The organism is Sphingomonas sp. RS2018, from assembly GCF_054489605.1.
Window position 1 is genome coordinate 430043 of sequence record NZ_JBTMWL010000002.1, and the last position, 19151, is coordinate 449193.

Annotated in this window: 17 protein-coding genes; 15 read left to right on the forward strand and 2 right to left on the reverse strand. The window is 67.8% G+C overall.

From position 1 onward, the window contains the following. The first annotated feature begins 26 nt into the window (after positions 1 to 26). The 9 genes from ACX40P_RS07125 to mmsB all read left to right on the forward strand — a co-directional run bounded on the left by ACX40P_RS07125 (position 27) and on the right by mmsB (position 10066). Positions 27 to 2042, forward strand: a complete 2016-nt coding sequence (locus ACX40P_RS07125) for an ATP-binding protein (protein WP_459125627.1) — start codon at positions 27 to 29, stop codon at positions 2040 to 2042. Between the two features lie 14 nt (positions 2043 to 2056). Further along, positions 2057 to 3556, forward strand: a complete 1500-nt coding sequence (locus tag ACX40P_RS07130) for a CoA-acylating methylmalonate-semialdehyde dehydrogenase (RefSeq protein ID WP_459125628.1) — start codon at positions 2057 to 2059, stop codon at positions 3554 to 3556. Between the two features lie 4 nt (positions 3557 to 3560). Then, on the forward strand, positions 3561 to 3947 hold the full coding sequence (locus ACX40P_RS07135) for a RidA family protein (protein ID WP_459125629.1): 387 nt from the start codon (positions 3561 to 3563) through the stop codon (positions 3945 to 3947). After that, on the forward strand, positions 3944 to 4375 hold the full coding sequence (locus ACX40P_RS07140) for a hypothetical protein (RefSeq protein WP_459125630.1): 432 nt from the start codon (positions 3944 to 3946) through the stop codon (positions 4373 to 4375). The genes ACX40P_RS07135 and ACX40P_RS07140 overlap by 4 nt, the downstream gene beginning before the upstream one ends. Further along, positions 4372 to 5526, forward strand: coding sequence for an acyl-CoA dehydrogenase family protein (locus tag ACX40P_RS07145; protein WP_459125631.1), 1155 nt, complete (start codon positions 4372 to 4374; stop codon positions 5524 to 5526). The genes ACX40P_RS07140 and ACX40P_RS07145 overlap by 4 nt, the downstream gene beginning before the upstream one ends. Positions 5527 to 5531: 5 nt before the next feature. After that, complete coding sequence (locus ACX40P_RS07150) at positions 5532 to 7199, forward strand: PHA/PHB synthase family protein (RefSeq protein ID WP_459126027.1); 1668 nt, start codon at positions 5532 to 5534, stop codon at positions 7197 to 7199. Continuing rightward, a complete protein-coding gene (locus tag ACX40P_RS07155) occupies positions 7199 to 8218 on the forward strand; it encodes an enoyl-CoA hydratase/isomerase family protein (protein WP_459125632.1) in 1020 nt (339 codons plus the stop codon). Before ACX40P_RS07150 ends, ACX40P_RS07155 begins: the two co-directional genes overlap by 1 nt. After that, positions 8215 to 8991 (forward strand): enoyl-CoA hydratase, encoded by a 777-nt coding sequence (locus ACX40P_RS07160; RefSeq protein ID WP_459125633.1) that lies wholly within the window; start codon positions 8215 to 8217, stop codon positions 8989 to 8991. The genes ACX40P_RS07155 and ACX40P_RS07160 overlap by 4 nt, the downstream gene beginning before the upstream one ends. Before the next feature lie 178 nt (positions 8992 to 9169). Next, complete coding sequence (mmsB, locus tag ACX40P_RS07165) at positions 9170 to 10066, forward strand: 3-hydroxyisobutyrate dehydrogenase (RefSeq protein ID WP_459125634.1); 897 nt, start codon at positions 9170 to 9172, stop codon at positions 10064 to 10066. Between the two features lie 110 nt (positions 10067 to 10176). On the opposite strand, the gene ACX40P_RS07170 is transcribed toward mmsB, so the two are convergent. Next, positions 10177 to 11787, reverse strand: coding sequence for an alkaline phosphatase family protein (locus ACX40P_RS07170; protein WP_459126028.1), 1611 nt, complete (start codon positions 11785 to 11787; stop codon positions 10177 to 10179). A 95-nt stretch (positions 11788 to 11882) separates the two neighbouring features. On the opposite strand from ACX40P_RS07170, the gene ACX40P_RS07175 reads away from it, so the two are divergent. The 6 genes from ACX40P_RS07175 to ACX40P_RS07200 all read left to right on the forward strand — a co-directional run bounded on the left by ACX40P_RS07175 (position 11883) and on the right by ACX40P_RS07200 (position 18260). Beyond that, on the forward strand, positions 11883 to 13919 hold the full coding sequence (locus ACX40P_RS07175) for a protein-disulfide reductase DsbD family protein (protein ID WP_459125635.1): 2037 nt from the start codon (positions 11883 to 11885) through the stop codon (positions 13917 to 13919). Next, on the forward strand, positions 13916 to 14518 hold the full coding sequence (locus tag ACX40P_RS07180) for a redoxin domain-containing protein (protein ID WP_459125636.1): 603 nt from the start codon (positions 13916 to 13918) through the stop codon (positions 14516 to 14518). Before ACX40P_RS07175 ends, ACX40P_RS07180 begins: the two co-directional genes overlap by 4 nt. Then, entirely contained in the window at positions 14508 to 14942 is a 435-nt protein-coding gene (locus ACX40P_RS07185; protein WP_459125637.1) for a YybH family protein, read from the forward strand. Before ACX40P_RS07180 ends, ACX40P_RS07185 begins: the two co-directional genes overlap by 11 nt. Positions 14943 to 15025: 83 nt before the next feature. Beyond that, positions 15026 to 16522, forward strand: a complete 1497-nt coding sequence (locus tag ACX40P_RS07190) for a circularly permuted type 2 ATP-grasp protein (protein WP_459125638.1) — start codon at positions 15026 to 15028, stop codon at positions 16520 to 16522. After that, on the forward strand, positions 16522 to 17457 hold the full coding sequence (locus ACX40P_RS07195; RefSeq protein ID WP_459126029.1) for an alpha-E domain-containing protein: 936 nt from the start codon (positions 16522 to 16524) through the stop codon (positions 17455 to 17457). Before ACX40P_RS07190 ends, ACX40P_RS07195 begins: the two co-directional genes overlap by 1 nt. After that, on the forward strand, positions 17457 to 18260 hold the full coding sequence (locus ACX40P_RS07200; RefSeq protein ID WP_459125639.1) for a transglutaminase family protein: 804 nt from the start codon (positions 17457 to 17459) through the stop codon (positions 18258 to 18260). Before ACX40P_RS07195 ends, ACX40P_RS07200 begins: the two co-directional genes overlap by 1 nt. Before the next feature lie 13 nt (positions 18261 to 18273). Here ACX40P_RS07200 and ACX40P_RS07205 read toward each other — a convergent pair whose 3' ends face one another. Continuing rightward, positions 18274 to 19056 (reverse strand): arginyltransferase, encoded by a 783-nt coding sequence (locus ACX40P_RS07205; protein ID WP_459125640.1) that lies wholly within the window; start codon positions 19054 to 19056, stop codon positions 18274 to 18276. Positions 19057 to 19151 lie beyond the last annotated feature (95 nt).

The window sequence follows — 19151 nt, forward strand, 5'->3', positions numbered from 1 at the left end:
ATCGCGGCGAGATTGCGTGCCGGGTCATGCGCACGGCCAAGCGGATGGGGATCGCCACCGTCGCGGTCTATTCGGATGCCGATGCGCGCTCCCCCCATGTCCTGATGGCGGATGAGGCGGTGCGGCTCGGGCCGGCGCCGGCGGCGGAGAGCTATCTGAAGGCGGACCTGATCCTGCTCGCCGCCAAGGAGACGGGCGCGGACTGCATCCATCCGGGCTATGGCTTCCTGTCGGAGCGCGAGAGCTTCGCGCGGGCGTGTGCCGAGGCTGGCATCGCCTTCGTCGGGCCGCCGCCGAACGCGATCGCGGCGATGGGCGACAAGATCGAGTCGAAGAAGCTGGCGAAGGCCGCGGGCGTCAACGTCGTGCCGGGCTATCTGGGCGAGATCGCCGATACCGACGAGGCGATGCGGATCGCTGGCGACATCGGCTATCCTGTGATGATGAAGGCGAGCGCGGGCGGCGGCGGCAAGGGGATGCGGCTGGCGTGGTCCGAGGCCGACGTCCGCGAGGGCTTCGAGGCGACGAAGCGCGAGGGACTGGCGAGCTTCGGCGACGACCGCGTGTTCATCGAGAAGTTCATCGAAAGCCCGCGCCACATCGAAATCCAGGTGCTGGGCGACCGGCACGGCAATATCGTCTATCTCGGCGAGCGCGAATGCTCGATCCAGCGGCGCCACCAGAAGGTGGTCGAGGAGGCGCCGTCCCCCTTCGTTACGCCCGACATGCGCCGCAAGATGGGCGAGCAGGCGGTCGCGCTGGCGGCGGCGGTGGGTTACCATTCGGCCGGGACGGTCGAGCTGATCGTCTCCGGCGCGGACACGACCGGCGACGCCTTCTACTTCCTCGAGATGAACACGCGGCTGCAGGTCGAGCATCCGGTGACCGAGGCGATCACCGGCCTCGATCTGGTCGAGCAGATGATCCGCGTCGCCTATGGCGAGCGGCTCGCGTTCGGGCAGGACGACGTACGGCTGGACGGCTGGGCGATCGAGAACCGGGTGTATGCTGAGGACCCGTATCGGGGGTTCCTGCCGAGCACCGGTCGGCTGGTAACGTATCGGCCGCCGGCGGCGGTCGAAACGCCTTATGATAGTGCTTCGAGTTCGCTCAGCACGAACGGGGAGGGAGTGCGCGAGGCCGCCGCCTACACCCGCGTGGACGATGGCGTCGTCGAGGGCGGCGAGGTCAGCATGTTCTACGATCCCATGATCGCCAAGCTGGTGACATGGGCGCCGACGCGCGAGGAGGCGGCCGATCGCCAGATCGCGGCGCTGGATGCGTTTCGGATCGAGGGGATCGGGCACAACATCGATTTCCTGTCGGCGATCATGCAGCATCCGCGCTTTCGCGAGGGCGCGCTGACCACCGGCTTCATCGCGGAGGAATATCCCGAGGGGTTCGTCGGTGCGCCGGCGTCGGGCGAGCTTTTAAAGAAGCTGGCGGCAGTGGCGGTGCTGATCGACCTCGACCGCACGAGCCGCGCCGCCGAGATCTCCGGCCAGCTCGGCGGGCGGGTGTACGGCACGACCGAGCGGGTCGTGACGATCGCGGGGGAAAGCCATGACGTCATCGTCGATGGCTACGATCGTGGGTTGTTGGTCAATTTCGACTGGAACGATCCGCCGCTTGACATCCGCCACCGCTACGCGCCGGGATCGCCGCTGTTCACCTGCACGATCGACGACGTGCCGTTCCATGTCGGGGTGAAGCGCGACGGATCGGGCTGGGTGCTGAACGCGCATGGTGCCAGCCACAAGGTGCGCGTGTACCAGAAGCATGTCGCGGCGCTCGCCGGACACATGATCGAGAAGGTACCACCCGATACGTCGAAGTTCCTGCTGGCGCCGATGCCGGGCCTCCTGACGCGGATCGACGTCGAGGTAGGCGATACGGTCGAGGCGGGGCAGCCGCTGGCGGTGATGGAGGCGATGAAGATGGAGAACATCCTGCGCGCCGAGAAATCCGGCACCGTCCGCGCCGTCAATTTCGCGGCGGGCGACAGTGTCGTCGTCGATGCCGCAATCGTCGAATTCGAGTGATTGGAGAGAAGAACGTGCGTGATATCGACCATGTGATTGCGGGCGGTGCCGCCGGTTCGGCGACCCGTTTCGGCGACGTCTTCGACCCCAATACGGGTCAGGTGCAGGCCCGCGTGGGCCTCGGCACCGCGGCCGACCTCGAGCGGGCGGTGGCAGCGGCGCAGGCGGCGCAGCCCGGCTGGGCGGCGACCAACCCGCAGCGGCGTGCGCGCGTCATGTTCCGCTTCAAGGAACTGGTCGAGGCGAACATGGACGCGCTGGCGCACATGCTCTCGTCCGAACATGGCAAGGTTATCGCCGACAGCAAGGGCGACATCCAGCGCGGGCTGGAGGTGATCGAATTCGCCTGCGGCATCCCGCACGTGCTGAAGGGGGAGTATACCCATGGCGCGGGGCCGGGCATCGACGTCTATTCGATGCGCACCCCGATCGGCATCGGCGCGGGGATCACGCCGTTCAACTTCCCGGCGATGATTCCGATGTGGATGTTCGGCGTCGCAATCGCCTGCGGCAACGCCTTCATCCTGAAGCCGAGCGAGCGCGATCCGAGCGTGCCGGTGCGCCTTGCCGAACTGATGCGGGAGGCGGGCGCGCCCGAGGGTATCCTGCAGGTCGTGCACGGCGACAAGGAGATGGTCGACGCGATCCTAGACCATCCCGCGATCGGCGGCGTGAGCTTCGTCGGGTCGTCCGACATCGCGCATTACGTGTACCAGCGCGGCGTCGCGGCGGGGAAGCGCGTGCAGGCGATGGGCGGCGCGAAGAACCACGGGATCGTCATGCCCGACGCCGATCTGGACCAGGTCGTCGCCGACCTGTCGGGCGCGGCGTTCGGATCGGCGGGCGAGCGCTGCATGGCGCTGCCGGTCGTGGTGCCGGTGGGCGAGAAGACCGCCGACAATCTGCGCGAGAAGCTGATCCCCGCGATCGACGCCCTGCGCGTCGGCGTGTCGACCGATGCCGAGGCGCACTACGGCCCGGTCGTGAACGCCGCGCACCGCCAGCGGGTGGAGAACTGGATACAGACCGGGGTGGACGAGGGCGCCGAGCTGGTCGTCGATGGCCGAGGCTTCGCGCTGCAGGGGCATGAGGAAGGGTTCTTCATCGGACCATCGCTGTTCGACCATGTCACGCCCGACATGCGCAGTTACAAGGAGGAGATCTTCGGCCCCGTCCTCCAGATCGTCCGCGCGCCCGATTTCGAGACGGCGGTGCGCCTGCCGAGCGAGCATCAGTATGGCAACGGCGTCGCGATCTTCACGCGCAACGGCCACGCCGCCCGTGAGTTCGCCGCGCGGGTCGAGGTCGGCATGGTCGGCATCAACGTGCCGATCCCCGTGCCGGTCGCCTATCACACCTTCGGCGGGTGGAAGCGCAGCGCGTTCGGCGACACCAACCAGCACGGCATGGAGGGCGTGAAATTCTGGACCCGCGTCAAGACGATCACGCAGCGCTGGCCCGACGGCGGCGTCGGCGACGGCGCGAACGCCTTCGTCATTCCGACGATGGGGTGAGGAGATGGCCCGGCAACGCGCATCCTCCGGTTCGCCGTTCGAGGCGACCATCGGCTTTTCCCGCGCGGTTCGCGTCGGCAATCGCATCCTCGTGTCCGGCACCGCACCGGTCGAGGACGATGGCAGCTCGACACCGGGCGATGCCGAGGCGCAGGCCGAGCGGTGTCTGGCGGTGATCGTTCGGGCGATCGAACAACTGGGCGGATCGGCGGAGGATGTCGTGCGGACGCGGCAGTATCTCGTCGATCCGGCCGATGCCGACGCGGTCGGTCGCGCGCATGGGCGCTGGTTCGGCGATGTGCGGCCAGCATCGACGATGGTGGTGGTTAGCGCGCTGCTGCGTCCGGAATGGCGGATCGAGATCGAGGCGGAGGCCGAGGTTTCGGCATGAGGTGCGCGCTCGTCCTCCTGCTGGCGCTGGCGGGTTGCTCGCAACAGCCCGTCGCTCAGAACGAAGCGACACCCGCTCCCGTGGGGACACCGGCCGTCGTAGCGACGCCCACTGCCACGCCGGCGGCAGCTTTGCCGCCGGGCATGATCGGCACCTGGACCGCCGACCCCGCGAAGCGGTGCGAGGCCGGCACGCCGCTGCGCATCGTCATCACCGCCGATACGATCCGCTTCTACGAAAGCGTGGCGCGTATCACCGCAGTGACGCAGGTCGATCCGCATAGCTGGGGCATCGACGCCGAAGTCACCGGCGAAGGCCAGACCGAGCGGCGCAGCTTCGACCTGAACCTGAACGAGGACGGCACGTTGACCCGCGTCGAAGTACCGATCTCCGACATCACCTACTCCCGCTGCAAGGCACGATCATGACCGACCAGACCAACCAGTTCGACCTGACCGACGACCAGCGCGAGATCCAGGAGCTGGCGCGGCGCTTCACCGCCGATCGCATCACCCCGAATGCTGCCGAGTGGGACGAGAAGCACATCTTCCCGCGCGACGTCATCAAGGCGGCGGCGGAGTTGGGCTTCGCGGCGATCTACGTCAGCGAGGAGAGCGGCGGGATCAATCTTGGCCGGCTGGAGGCGGCGCTCATCATGGAGGCGATGGCCTATGGCTGTCCGTCCACCTCCGCCTTCATATCGATCCACAACATGGCGTCGTGGATGATCGACCGCTTCGGATCGCAGGCGGTAAAGGATAAGTATCTGCCGAGCCTCGTCACGATGGACCGGCTCGCCAGCTACTGCCTGACCGAGCCGTCGTCGGGCAGCGACGCGGCGGCGCTGAAGACCCGTGCGATGCGGGACGGCGACGACTGGATCGTCACCGGCAGCAAGCAGTTCATCAGCGGCGGTGGCGAGAACGAGGTCTATGTCGTCATGGTGCGAACCGGCGAGGAAGGTCCGAAGGGCATCAGCTGCCTCGTCATCGAAAAGGATATGGCGGGCGTCAGCTTTGGCGCGAACGAGCGCAAGCTCGGATGGCATTCGCAGCCGACCGCGCAGGTAAACTTCGACGGCGTGCGCGTACCAGCGGAGAATCTGGTCGGCGGCGAGGGCGAGGGGTTTCGCATGGCGATGATGGGGCTGGACGGCGGGCGGCTGAACATCGGCGCCTGTTCGCTGGGCGGCGCGCAGCGATGCCTCGACGAGGCGGTCAGCTACACCAAGGATCGCAAGCAGTTCGGCAAGGCGATTGCCGATTTCCAGAATACGCAGTTCACGCTCGCCGACATGGCCACCGATCTGGAGGCGTCGCGCGCGCTGCTCTACATGGCGGCGGCGAAGGTGACCGCGAACGCGCCAGACAAGACCAAGTTCGCGGCGATGGCGAAGCGGCTGGCGACCGACAATGGCTCCAGCGTCGTCGACCGCGCGCTGCAGCTGCACGGCGGCTACGGCTATCTGATGGACTATCCGATCGAGCGCTTCTGGCGCGACCTGCGTGTGCATTCGATCCTGGAGGGCACCAACCAAGTCATGCGAATGATCGTCGGTCGGGAGTTGACGCGGCAGTGACCCAGATGTGGAGCGATGCCGTCGCGCAGATGACGCGGGCGATGCGTACGAGCGCGCCCGGCGGGTCGACGAAACCCTATGATCCGTTGGCGCTGACGCGGACGATGCTCGATTTCGGCAGCGGGTTCGATCCGACAGCGCTGATGACGGCGCAGATGGATGCGGCGCGCGAATGGGGCAGCTTCTGGGCGAGCGTGTGGACGCAGCCCGCCGAGACGCCGAAGGACCGGCGATTTGGTGCTACCGCATGGCAGGACGATCCGTGGTTCCGCGCGATCCGCGACGGCTATCTGCTGGCGTCGGCGCAAATGCGGCGGCTGGTCGCGGACGGGCAGGGCGATGCGAAGACGCGGGCGATGGCGAACGTGCTGCTCGACAGCTGGCTGAACGCGGTCGCGCCGACGAACTTCGCGATGACCAACCCGGCGGTGATCGAACGCACGGCGGAGACTGGCGGCGCGAACCTGATCCAGGGGTTCGCGAACCTGATGGAGGACGTGCTGGCCGGCAAGGGCATCGTCCGCCGCCGCACCGATCCGAACGCGTTCGTGAAGGGCGAGACCATCGCCGCGACGCCCGGTGAGGTCGTCTGGCAGAACGATCTGTGCCAGCTGATCCAATACACGCCGACGACACCGGACGTGGCATCCGAGCCGCTGCTGTACGTGCCGCCGCTGGTCAACCGCTTCTACATGATCGACCTTCAGCCGAAATCGAGCCTCGTCAAATGGCTGGTCGATTCCAGGCGGACAGTGTTCGTCGTATCCTGGGTTAACCCGACCGAGGCACACCGCGACATGGGCGTCGAGGATTACGTCCTGACCGGTATCGTCGCCGCCGTGGAGCAGGTGCGCGCGCGCACCGGCCAGGCGCCGGACCTGTTCGCCTTCTGCCTGGGCGGCACGCTAGTCGCGGTGGCGCTGGCGTGGCTGGCGGCGCAGGGGCGCGGGGGCGATGTCCATTCGGCGACGCTGATTGGCAGCATGGTCGATTTCGCCGACATGCGCGACTGGTCGGCGTTCGTGCACGAGGCGCATCTGGACGCGCTGGACGAGCATCTGGAGCGGCAGGGCTTCATCGATTCCGCCGAGCTGCAACAGCTGTTCGCAGCGATGCGCGCGAACGACCTGATCTGGTCGGCGGTGGTGAACCATTACCTGCTCGACAAGCCGGCGCCGCCGTCCGACCTCCTCTACTGGTTCGAGGACGGCGCGCGCATCCCGGCGAAGTTCCTGACCTCTTACAACCGCAAGCTGCTGTACGAGAATGCGCTGGCCGAACCCGCCGGGTTCGAGGTGGGCGGGGTCGCGATCGACCTTGCCGCCATCCAAACGCCGGTGCTGTCGGTGGCGCTGAAGGACGATCACGTCTCGGCATGGGAGGCGGTGTTTCGTGGGGCGAAGCTTCTGAAGGCGGACTTCGTGCTGGGCGGATCGGGACATAATGCGGGCGTCATCAATCCGCCCGCCGCCAATCGGCACGGCTATTGGACCAACGACGCCGCGGCGGACAGCGCCGAGGCATGGCTGGCGACGGCGACGCGGCACGAGGGGTCGTGGTGGCCGATGTGGACCGACTGGCTGAACGGCCACGGATCGGGCGAGCGGGTGCTCGCGCGCACGATCGCCGATGGTCTGGAGCCTGCGCCCGGCAGCTACGCGAAAGCGGCCTGATGGACAGTGTCATTGCGACGCGCGACGGCACCGCCGGCCGCCTGCGTCTGAACCGTCCGAAGGCGTTGCACGCGCTCGACCTGTCGATGGTGCGGCAGATGACCCACGCGCTGCTGGCATGGCGCGACGATCCAGACGTTCGCATTGTGCTGATCGATCATGCGGAGGGCAGGGGGTTCTGCGCCGGGGGCGATGTCGTCTCGATCGCGCAGGCGGTCGAGGGCAAGCAGGGCGCGGCGCGCGCGTTCTTCTTCGAGGAATATCGCCTCAACCACCTGATGTACACGTTCCCGAAGCCGGGCGTGGCTTTCATGGACGGTGTCACGATGGGCGGCGGCGTCGGCATCGCCTGCCCGTGCCGCTATCGCGTGGCGACCGAGCGGACGGCGTTCGCGATGCCGGAAACGACGATCGGCATCTTCCCCGATGTGGGCGGTGGGCGATATCTGTCGCGGCTGCGCGGGCGGCTGGCGCAGTATCTGGCGCTGACCGGGGCGCGGCTGAACGGTGCCGAGTGCCTCGGCGTGCGGCTGGCCACGCACTATCTGCCCTCCGACGCGCTCGACGAGGCGAAGCGCCGCATCGCCGCCGATCCGTTCCGGGTGGAGGCGATCCTCGACGAACTGTCGGTCGAGCCGCCGCCTGCGGACCTGCTGGCCCGGCTGCCGCTGATCGATCGCTGTTTCGCCGGCGACGATCTGTCGGCCATCCTGACGTGCCTCGACGCCGATGGCGACGCCTGGGCGAACGCGACCGCCGCGACGATCCGCGCCAAGTCGCCCACCGCCTGTGCGGTGTCGCTGCACATGCTGGTCGAAAGCCCCAGGCAGCCGCATTTCCTCGACGAGATGCGGATGGAATATGCGCTGATGGTGCGGATGATCGCCTTCCCTGACTTCGCCGAAGGAGTGCGCGCGCTCCTGATCGACAAGACCGGCGACCCGCAGTGGCAACCGCAGGCTGACACCGACGCGTTTTTCGAACCTCTGCCTGTCCACGAAGCCTGGAGCCCGCTATGACCTCTTACGAAACCCTGATCGTCGAGCGGCGCGACGCCGTGACGCTCATCACGCTGAACCGGCCGCAGGCGCTGAATGCGCTGAACGCTCAGGTGCTGAGCGAGCTGATCGACGCGCTGGCGGCGTTCGATGCCGACGAGACGCAGGGCTGCGCCGTGCTGACCGGCAGCGCGAAGGCGTTCGCGGCGGGCGCCGACATCAAGGAGATGTCGGACATGGACTTCGCGGCGATGTACGGCACCAACCATTTCGCCGGCTACGAGCAGGTAACGGCGACGCGCAAACCCGTGATCGCCGCGGTCGCCGGCTATGCGCTGGGCGGCGGGTGCGAACTGGCGATGATGTGCGACTTCATCCTGGCCGCCGATACGGCAAAGTTCGGTCAGCCGGAGATCAAGTTGGCCGTCTCCCCCGGCATGGGCGGGTCGCAGCGCCTGACCCGCGCGGTCGGGAAGGCGAAGGCGATGGAGATGTGCCTGACCGGCCGGATGATGGACGCCGCGGAGGCCGAGCGCGCCGGCCTCGTCTCCCGCATCGTGCCCGCCGACGATCTGGTCCAGGAGGCGGTGAAGACCGCCACGACCATCGCCGCGATGGCGCCGCTGGCGGTGAAGGCGAACAAGGAAATGGTCAACGCCGCATTCGAAACCGGCCTGACGCAGGGTGTATTGTTCGAACGAAGGCTGTTCAACGGACTGTTCGGGACGCAGGATCAGGCCGAGGGAATGGCGGCGTTCGTCGAGAAGCGCGCGGGGAAGTGGACGGGGCGGTAGAACTACGCGCCCTCTCCCGTTGGGAGAGGGTTGCGCAGACTTGGCAGCTTGCTGCCTAGTCGGAGCTGGGTGAGGGTGTCACCCTATCGATCGGGCATCCCCTCATCCAACCTGCGCTAGCCAGCAAGCTGGCAAGCTTCGGTATCCTTCTCCCTCTGGAGAAGGCTAGGAGAGTATCATGGCACGCATCGCATTCATCGGGCTCGGCAACATGGGCGGCGGCATGGCCGCAAACCTCGCGAAAGCTGGGCACGATGTTCGCGCGTTCGACCTGTCGGAGGAGGCGCTGACTCGCGCCGAGGCGGCGGGGTGCCTGCGCGCGGAGAGCGCGCCGGCGGCGTGCGACGGGGTGGAGGCGGTGGTGACGATGCTGCCGGCGGGGAAGCATGTCGAGAGCGTCTATGCCGACAGCGTGTTCGCCGCGGTGCCGGCGACCGCGATCCTGATCGATTGTTCGACGATCGACGTCGCGACCGCGAAGCGGGTGGCGGAGGCCGCCGCGGCGAAGGGGCTGACGATGGTCGATGCGCCGGTGTCGGGCGGGATCGGCGCGGCGAATGCGGGCACGCTGACCTTCATGGTCGGCGGGTCGGCGTCGGCGTTCGAGCGCGCCGAATTCTTCCTGTCGAGCATGGGCAAGGCGGTGATCCACGCCGGCGCCAGCGGCAGCGGACAGGCCGCGAAAATCTGCAACAACATGCTGCTCGGCGCGACGATGGTGGCGACGTGCGAGGCGATGGTGCTGGCGCAGCGACTGGGCCTCGATCCGCAGAAATTCTACGATATCGCCAGCGTGTCGTCCGGGTCGTGCTGGTCGCTCAACACCTATGCGCCGATGCCCGGCGTCGGACCGGAGACGCCGGCTGACAACGACTATCAGGGCGGGTTCGCCGCCGCGCTGATGCTGAAGGATCTGCGCCTCGCGATGGCGGCGGCGGACGACGTGTCGGCGCGGACGCCGATGGGCGCGCGGGCGGCGGAACTGTACGAGGCGTTCGTCGCGCAGGACGAGGGCGGGCATGACTTCTCCGCGATCATCCGCACGTTGGCGGGGGACGAGACGCCGACCGCGTAAATCCGTTCGTCCTGAGCTTGTCGAAGGACCGCTCTTCGATCCGCAAACGATACGCTGGCGGCCCGAAGAACGGTGCTTCGACGACGCTCAGCACGAACGGTGGTGAAAGTTCACTTGCACGTATCCACCGGCCCGCTCGCCAGATCGAGGCAGCGGCCATCGACCTCGCCTGCCGGCAAGGGCAGGCGGATGAGCGCGGCCAGTGTCGGGGCGATGTCCACCGTCTCGACGCCCAGCGGCTGTTCGTAGCCGGCGATACCCTTTCGCCAGAACAGGATCGGCACGCGGCGGTCATAGTCCCAGAAGCTGCCATGCGTCGCGACCGAACCCCTGGTCGGATCGGCGATCGGGGTGACCCGCGGTTTCAGCACGACGACGAACGCGCCCGAACGCTGCTGATTGTACGACGCGCGGGCGCGCTCCAGCAGCGACCAGGTGTCGGGCGGGGTATTCGGGATGGTCGTCGCGGCGATGGCTTCGGCGGTCAGCACCGTCTGGACCTGCGGATGCGCGGCGAACGCCTTAATCCCTTCGGCGATCACCTGCCGGCGTTGCGCCGTGGTGAGCGTCGGATCGACCCAGACATCGCCGAAGCTGCCGCCCCACAGCAGCTGTCCCGACAGGCCGAGCTTCGCGGCGATGGCGGTACCGATCGTCTTCGCGTTCAGCGCCGGATCGACGCGCTGTGCCGTCGGCGCCGAATCCTCGCGGTGGCGTTCGGGCAGATCGAGTCCGCCGTGATCGGCGGTGAGCGCGACGACATAGTCGACGCCGGTCGCATCCAGCACGTTCAGGAAGTCGCCGAGATCGCGGTCGAGCGAGGCGAGTTGCAGGCACATCTCGCTGCCGCCGGTGCCATAGGTGTGACCGACATAATCGGTGCCTGACGCGCCGACGGTGATGATGTCGGTGGTCGGCCCCTTGCCGAGCTTCATGTCCTGCACCATCGCGGCGGCGAGCGCGAGGGTCGCGCCGTCGAACGCCGGCGACGCCTGCCACGCGCGCTTCGCTGCGCCCGGCGCGCGTTCGAAGCGGCCGGTGCCGACCGTCTTGCCGCCGCCGACGGCGACCGCGTGGTCGCGGGAGCGGCACCAGACGGGCAGGTCGAGCGCAGGCTGGCCCGCGGCGATCAGCTTCGCGACCGCGGCATTGGCGCGCGTGACCGAGGCGGGGGCCGCGCGGTCGGCGTAGCTGACGTAGGCGCTCTTGTCCGAGTCCCACCACCAGATCTCGTCGAGCCTGTGCCCGCCGGTCATCACCGCGGCGCGGTCCTTGCCCGCGACCGAGACGACGCGCGTTGCCGGGTTGGCGGTCTTCATGCGCTCGCCGAGCGTCGGTACGAGCAGATGCTTGTCGGACACGGTGTAGCTGGACGAGGTCGAGCCCGCGACGCTCTCGTCCTCCGCGCAATAGACGGTCTTGTCGGCGCGCGGGGTCTTCAGGTCGACCCAGTCGTTGGCGATGATGCCGGTGCGCGCCGGCCGGTCGCCGGTTGTGATGGTGGAGTGGCCCGGGCAGGTCTCCGTCGCGGCATGGCTCTGGTAGCCGTTCGGAAAGACGACGCCGTCCTGCAACCGCGCGAGGCCGCCGGTGAAATGGCGACGGTATTCGTTGAACACGTCGCCCGAGAACTGGTCGATCGAGATGACGACGAGCAGCTTGGGCGGCGTCGCGGGCGTGGCGGGCGCCTGCTGCGCCGCGGACGGCATGGCGGCGAGCATCGAGAGGAGAACGAGTGGGGCAAGCTTCACGGGACGGCTCCGATGGGGCAAGGATGACGACCGCACTAGCCATTCGTGCGGCGACAAGGAAGCGCATGCGATTCGTCTGTTTCGTCCTGATGACTCTGTTCGCGGCGATGGCGTTGCCCGCCCAGACCGCAGCGCCCGGCGCGCGCCACATCGCGATCACGCTGATTCCCGAGACGGCGACACCGGCGAGCGGGAGCGAGGTGACGCTGGCGTTCGCATCGGTTCCGGAAAAGGGCTGGCACGGATACTGGGAAAACCCGGGCGATGCGGGCGTCGAGACGACGGCGGCGTGGACGCTGCCAAGCGGCGTGACGGCCGGCGCGATCGCGTATCCGGTGCCGCATCGGCTGCTGATCTCCGGGTTGATGAATTACGTGTACGAAGGGCCGTTCGCGCTGTTCGTGCGGCTGAAGGTGCCGGCGGGGCTGGCGACGGGGACGAAGCTGCCGGTTGCGGTGAAGCTCGACTATCTCGTCTGCACCGAGGAGGTCTGCGTGCCGGAGAGCGCGTCGCTGACGACGGAACTGACGATCGGTGACGGCGCGATTCAGCCGGACGTGCGCGCGCGGTTCGATGCATGGCGGCGGGCGGTGCCGAAGCCGCTCGGCAGCGCGGTGCGCTTCAGCGTTGCGGACGGACGGATCCGCATCGCGGTGCCCTATCCGGCGGGATCGCCCGCCACCGACGCCTATTTCTTCCCGCTGACCGATGGCGTGATCGATTACGCCGCACCGCAGACGGTGACGCGCGACGATGACGTACTGACGATCGCGACCGCCGCAAAGGGCGCGGCGACACAGCGGATTGAGGGCGTGCTGTCGGTCGGCGACGGGCGGGGGTTTGCGGTCAGTGCGGTGCCGGGGGCGCTGCCGTCCGGCGGCGGCGGCGGCGGCGGTGGCGAAGGCGTCGTCTGGACGTTGCTGGTCGCGCTCGGTGGCGCGATCGTCGGCGGGCTGATCCTGAACGTCATGCCCTGCGTCTTCCCGATCCTGAGCCTGAAGGCGCTGAGCCTCGCCAAGTCCGGCGGCGCGAATGCGCGCGGCGAGGCGCTGGGTTACACGGCCGGGGTGATCGTGACGTGCCTAGCGCTGGGTGGCGCGCTGCTGGTGTTGCGGGCGGGCGGGGCAAGTGTCGGCTGGGCGTTCCAGCTGACCGATCCGCGCGTGATCCTGATCCTGCTGCTGCTGGTCACGGCGATCGCGTTCAACCTGACCGGCCTGTTCGAGCTGTCAGCCCCTGACGCGGTCAACCGCATGGCGGCGGGCGGGACCGGCGGCGCGTTCGGCACGGGGGCGCTCGCCGCTTTCGTCGCGACTCCGTGCACCGGCCCGTTCATGGGTGCGGCGATGGGGACGGCGTTGATCCTGCCGTGGTGGGGTGCGCTGGTGGTGTTCGGCGGTCTGGGGTTCGGCCTCGCGCTGCCGTTCCTGTTGATCGGGTTCGTGCCGGCGCTGCGTCGTCGCTTGCCCAAGCCCGGTTCGTGGATGGAGACGTTCCGTCATATCCTGAGCATCCCGATGTTCCTGACCGCGCTGGCGCTCGCTTGGGTGCTGGGGCAGCAATCCGGCGTCGACGGCATGACGATCGGGCTCGGCGCGGCGGCGCTGTTCGCGGCAGGGCTGTGGTGGACCGGGGTGCGGCAGGGCAAGGGGCGTACGCGCGCATGGGCGCCGGGAGCGCTGGCGGGCGTACTCGCTTTGGGCGCGATGACGATGGTGTCGCGGGCACCGGCGGAAGCCCGCGTCGTGGCTGGCGCGGAGCCCTTCACGGAAGCGCGTCTCGCCGCGCTGCGCGCGGAGGGGCGTCCGGTGTTCGCCTATTTCACCGCTGACTGGTGCGTGACGTGCAAGGTGAACGAGAAAGCGGTGATCGAAACCGCGGCGGTGCAGGACGCACTGGGCGCCAGCAAGGTCGCGGTGCTGGTCGGCGACTGGACCGATGGCGACCCCGCGCTCGGCCGCTTCATCGAACGGCACAATCGCGCGGGCGTGCCGTTGTACCTGTGGTATGCTGCCGGGACGAACGCGCCCGCCGTGCTGCCGCAGATTCTGACGAAGACGTTGCTGACCGACCTCGCGAAACGAAAAGGAGAGACGCCATGAAGACCCTGACCCTGGCTGCCATCGCATTCGCGCTCGCCGCACCCGCCGCCGCGCAGCAGACGACCGGCGCCCCCGCCGGCAACTTCAAGCTGACCGACATGACCGGGCGGAACGTCAGCCTGTCCGAGTATCGCGGCAAGACCGTGGTGATCGAATGGAACAACCCCGGCTGCCCCTTCGTGAAGAAGCATTACGACAGCGGCAATATGCAGCGAACCCAAGCTGCGGCGAAGGCCGGTGGCGCGGTATGGCTGACCGTCAATTCGGGCGCACCGGGCAAGCAGGGCCATATGACGGGCGCCGAGGCGCAGGCCTTCGTGAAGGACGCAAAGGCGGTGCCCACCGCATACCTGCTCGACCCCAAGGGCGTCGTCGGCAAGGGTTATGGCGCGAAGACCACGCCGCACCTCTACATTGTCGATCCCGCCGGCAAGCTCGTTTATCAGGGCGGCATCGACGACAAGCCGACCGCGAATGCCGGCGATATTGCCTCGGCCCGCAACCACGTGCTGGCGGCGCTGGGCGAGATGAAGGCGGGCAAGTCGGTGTCGGTCGCCGACACGCGCCCCTATGGCTGCTCGGTGAAATATGCCGACTAACCTGTTCGCCGCCATCGCGATCGTCGCCGCTGCCCAGGCACCGGCGGCGAACGCCGACCTGACCGCGATCGTCGCGGCGATGAATGCCAGCGCGGCCGGCTGGAATGCCGGCGACGTGGTGCGCTTCATGGGTGTCTATTCGGACAGTCCTGCGGCCAGCTTCGTCACGTCACGCGGTATCCTGCGTGGCAAGGCGGCGATGCTGGAGAACTATCGCAAGCATTACGACTTCGCCGATCCAGCCAAGCGCGGGCGATTGTCGTTCGAGACGGTCGACTATCGACCGCTTGGTCGCGGCAACGCGCTCTACATCGCGCGCTATACGCTCACCTATCCGGACGGGAAGACGACGAGCGGGCTCACATCGCTGGTCTTCGCGCGCGAGCCGGGCGGATGGAAGATCATCGCTGACCATAGCAGTTAACCATCGCAAAATCTTTGCTTGTGCGCCGCACAATGTGACGGCAGCATGCAACTTATGACGACACCGCAGCTTTCTTCGTCCTGATGGTATCAGGGGGCGCATTCGACGAAATCCGGGGACACGGCGGGCCGAATGGCGTCCGTCCCGAATTCGCCGCGCTCGGGCGCTGGCTCGAGACGACACCGCCGGCCGAGATGGACCGGATGACCGCCGCCGCCGAGGCGACGTTCCGGCAGCTGGGTATCACCTTCGCGGTTTATGGCGACGTCGATGCGGGCGAGCGCATCATTCCGTTCGACATCGTGCCGCGCATCTTCACCGCGAACGAATGGAGTGGCCTGAGCGAAGGCCTGATCCAGCGGGTCGGCGCGATCAACGCGTTCCTCGACGACATCTATGGTGCGCGGGAAATCCTGCGCGCGGGCGTGCTGCCGCCCGACCTTGTCTATCAGAACCCGCAGTTCCGGCCGGAGATCGCCGGCGCGCGGCCGCCGCACGGCATCTGGGCGCATATCTGCGGTATCGACTGTGTGCGCACCGGACCGGACGAGTTCTTCGTGCTGGAGGACAATGCCCGCACGCCGTCGGGCGTGTCGTACATGCTCGAGAACCGCGAAGCACTGATCCGCCTGTGCCCGGAGCTGTTCCGCGAATTCCGCGTCGCGGCGGTCGACAGCTATCCCGACATGTTGCTGGAGACGATGCGATCGGTCGCGCCCGCCGGTGCGGGGCAAAACCCGGTGTGCGTCGTGCTGACGCCCGGCCACTTCAACTCCGCCTATTACGAACATAGCTTCCTTGCCGATTCGATGGGTGTCGAGCTGGTTGAATCGGTCGACCTGGTCGTCGACGACGACGTCGTGTGGATGCGCACGATCGGCGGGCGGGTGAAGGTCGATGTGATCTATCGCCGCATCGACGACGATTACCTCGACCCGCTGGTGTTCCGCCCGGATTCGTTGCTGGGCGTGCCCGGACTGATGGCGGCGTATCGCGCGGGCAATGTCGCGCTCATCAACGCGCCGGGCAACGGGATTGCCGACGACAAGGCCATCTACAGCTACATGCCCGAGATCGTCCGCTTCTATTCGGGGCGCGATGCGAAGCTGCCCAACGTGCAGACGTTCCGCTGCCGAGAGCCGGATTCGCTGAAGTACGTGCTCGACCATCTGGATGAGCTGGTCGTGAAGCTGGTCGATGGTTCGGGCGGCTACGGCATGCTGGTCGGCCCGACCGCGAGCCGCGGGGAGATCGACGCGTTCCGCGCCGCGCTGGTCGCCGCGCCCGACCGCTATATCGCGCAGCCGACGCTCGCGCTGTCGACCGTGCCGACGATGACAGAGCTCGGGCTGGCGCCGCGCCACGTCGATTTCCGCCCGTTCGTGCTGACCGGGCGCGACATGACCCGCGTCGTGCCGGGCGGGCTGACGCGCGTCGCGCTGAAGGAAGGGTCGCTGGTCGTGAACTCCAGCCAGGGCGGCGGGACCAAGGACAGTTTCGTGCTGCTACCGGAAACGTGCGCGCCGACACAGACGCAGACGATGGGCGGGATGAGCCAGTCGCAAGGGGCGGGCGCATGATGCTTTCGCGCACCGCGGCGTCGCTCTATTGGCTGGGGCGCTATATCGAGCGTGCGGATTTCGCCGCGCGGCTGGTCGAGGCGACGATCCGGCTGGACGCGCTGTCGCCGCGTCCGGCGGGCGAGGCGGCGTGGGCGTCGACCCTGTCGGTGACCTATTCCGACGAGGTGTTCGCGGCGACGGGGCAGGAGCTGACCGCCGCCAACGTCACGCGCTTCCTGACCACCGATACCGCCAACGGCGGCTCGATCGCCGCCTGCCTCGACATGGCGCGCAACAATGCCAAGGCGGTGCGCACCGCGCTGACCCGCGACGCCTGGACGGCGATCAATCGGGCGTGGCTGATCTTCAACGCGCGCGGGCGGCCGGCGACGACGATGGCGCCGCTGGCACTGGTCGAGGCGGTGAAGGCCGAGACGCGCGGGTTCGAGGGCGCGACCCACTGGATGATGCGCAATCAGGCGACGTGGTTCATTCGGCTGGGCGCGGCGATCGAGCGGGCGGACAACACCGCGCGGCTGCTCGACGTCAAATATCACCTGCTGCTGCCCGAGGGCGAGCGAGTCGGCGGCATCGTCGATCGCGATCAGTGGACGACGATCCTGCAGGTCGTGTCCGCCGTCACCGCCTATCGCTGGCTGTACAGTGAGGGGCTGAAGCCATCGCTGGTCATCGACCTGCTGACGGTGCGGTTCGAGCTGCCGCGCAGCCTGGCCGGCGCGACCGAGGAGGTGGTGGAGGTGCTGACCCTGCTCGGTAAGCGCACCGGCCTGCATGGCGAGGCCGACCGCATGGCGCGCGCGCGCCTGTCGACGATGCAGCGGACGCGCAGCCATGCGGTGATCGTCGCGGGGCTGCACGAATATCTGCGCGACTTCATCGCGGAGAACGAGCGGCTGCACGCCGCGATCGCCCGCCAGTTCCGGTTTTCCTGATGCGCATCCTCGTCGATCACGTCACCCGCTATCGCTTCTCGAAGCCGCAGGATCGGCTGGTGCAGCTGATGCGCCTGACGCCGCAGGATTCGACCGACCAGACGGTGGTGCATTGGCACATCGGGGTCGATTGCGATGCCCGGTTGCGCGAGGCGCGCGACGGCTTTGGCAATATCGTGACCATGCTCTACGCCGACGGGCCGCTCGACGGGATCGAGGTGCATGTGCGCGGCGAGGTGCTGACGGCGAGCGACACCGGCATCGTGCGCGGCGTGCCGGAGCCGCTGCCCCCGGCGCTGTTTTGTCGAGAGGGCGCGCGGATCCGCACGTCGCTCGACTTCCTCGCCTTTGCCGCCGATATCGCGGTCGGGGCGCGGGATCAACTCGACCAGCTTCACCGGTTCTGTGCGGCGCTGCACCAGAGGTTCGCGGTCGTCGAGAAGCATCACGACGATGGTCTGACCGCGGGCGAGGCGTTCGCGCGTGAAGACGCCGCGCCGCGCGATTTCGCGCACATGATGATAGCGATGGCGCATGTCGCGCATGTGCCGGGGCGCTATGTGTCGGGCTATCTGCGCAATCAGGACGGGGCGGCGCATGCCCCGCATGCCTGGATGGAAGCCTATGTCGAGGGCGTGGGCTGGGTCGCGTTCGACGGGTCGCGCGGGATCTCTGCGGATCGGGACTATGTGCGGGTCGCGGTCGGGCTCGACGCCGCCGGCGCTGCGCCCCTGGCGGGTCAGCGGATTGGGGCGGGCGCCGAGCAGCTCGACGTGGATGTGCAGGTCGAGGCCGTCGAGTAGTTCGCCGCCGCGCTCAGACCAGTTCGCGCATCCGCGGCGCATGGCCGGGGGCAGGGTCGACATCGGGATCGAACGACGACCACCCGTCGGGGCCGAGCGCCTCGATCGGGCGATAGCGGGCCTTGTACTCCATCCGCTGTGACCCCTTCACCCAATAGCCGAGATAGACATAGTCGAGGCCGGCGGAATGGGCGCGCAGGATGTGGTCGAGGATGATGAAGTTACCGAGGCCCGGGCGGGCATCGGGACCGCTGTCGAAGAAGCTGTAGATCATCGACAGGCCATCGGCCTGCTGATCGGTGATGCAGGCCCCGACAAGCTTGCCGCGGCGCCCGTCGATCGAGGGTTCGCGATATTCGACGACGAAGCTGGTGACCGGGCTCTGCTCGACCATGTCGGCGAAGTCGCTCTCGTCCATCATCGCCATGCCGCCGCCGGGATGGCGCGTGCCGAGATAGGCACGCAGCAGCTCATACTGCTCGTCGGTCGCCCAGGGGCGGCAGGCGTGGACCTCCAGATCGGCGTTGCGCTTGATGAGCTTGCGCTGGCTGGCGTTGGGCTGGAACCCGCCGGTGACGACGCGCACCGACACGCAGGCGGTGCAGCCTGCGCACGACGGGCGGTAGGCGACCGACTGGCTGCGGCGGAAGCCGATACGGCCCAGCGCATCGTTCAGCTCGCCGGCATGGACGCCGTTCAGCTCCGTGAAGACCTTCCGCTCCTCCCGCCCCGGCAGATAGGGGCAGGGGGAGGGGCTGGTGACGAAGAACCGCGGATAGCGAAAGGGTGCCGTCACCGGATGAACCTCACGTCGCGGCCCGGAATGGCCGCTTGGCAACCCATATGGCGGTTCCGAAAAGGTGTGAAAAGCGCCTTAACCACGAATATGGG

Coding starts and splice junctions, on each gene's coding strand:
- ACX40P_RS07135 (WP_459125629.1), top strand. CDS start 3,561: ATGGCCCGGCAACGCGCATCCTCCGGTTCGCCGTTCGAGGCGACCATC.
- ACX40P_RS07160 (WP_459125633.1), top strand. CDS start 8,215: ATGACCTCTTACGAAACCCTGATCGTCGAGCGGCGCGACGCCGTGACG.
- ACX40P_RS07195 (WP_459126029.1), top strand. CDS start 16,522: ATGCTTTCGCGCACCGCGGCGTCGCTCTATTGGCTGGGGCGCTATATC.
- ACX40P_RS07140 (WP_459125630.1), top strand. CDS start 3,944: ATGAGGTGCGCGCTCGTCCTCCTGCTGGCGCTGGCGGGTTGCTCGCAA.
- ACX40P_RS07190 (WP_459125638.1), top strand. CDS start 15,026: ATGGTATCAGGGGGCGCATTCGACGAAATCCGGGGACACGGCGGGCCG.
- ACX40P_RS07170 (WP_459126028.1), bottom strand. CDS start 11,787: ATGCTCGCCGCCATGCCGTCCGCGGCGCAGCAGGCGCCCGCCACGCCC.
- ACX40P_RS07185 (WP_459125637.1), top strand. CDS start 14,508: ATGCCGACTAACCTGTTCGCCGCCATCGCGATCGTCGCCGCTGCCCAG.
- ACX40P_RS07155 (WP_459125632.1), top strand. CDS start 7,199: ATGGACAGTGTCATTGCGACGCGCGACGGCACCGCCGGCCGCCTGCGT.
- ACX40P_RS07125 (WP_459125627.1), top strand. CDS start 27: ATGCGCACGGCCAAGCGGATGGGGATCGCCACCGTCGCGGTCTATTCG.
- ACX40P_RS07145 (WP_459125631.1), top strand. CDS start 4,372: ATGACCGACCAGACCAACCAGTTCGACCTGACCGACGACCAGCGCGAG.
- ACX40P_RS07200 (WP_459125639.1), top strand. CDS start 17,457: ATGCGCATCCTCGTCGATCACGTCACCCGCTATCGCTTCTCGAAGCCG.
- ACX40P_RS07150 (WP_459126027.1), top strand. CDS start 5,532: ATGTGGAGCGATGCCGTCGCGCAGATGACGCGGGCGATGCGTACGAGC.
- ACX40P_RS07175 (WP_459125635.1), top strand. CDS start 11,883: ATGCGATTCGTCTGTTTCGTCCTGATGACTCTGTTCGCGGCGATGGCG.
- mmsB (WP_459125634.1), top strand. CDS start 9,170: ATGGCACGCATCGCATTCATCGGGCTCGGCAACATGGGCGGCGGCATG.
- ACX40P_RS07180 (WP_459125636.1), top strand. CDS start 13,916: ATGAAGACCCTGACCCTGGCTGCCATCGCATTCGCGCTCGCCGCACCC.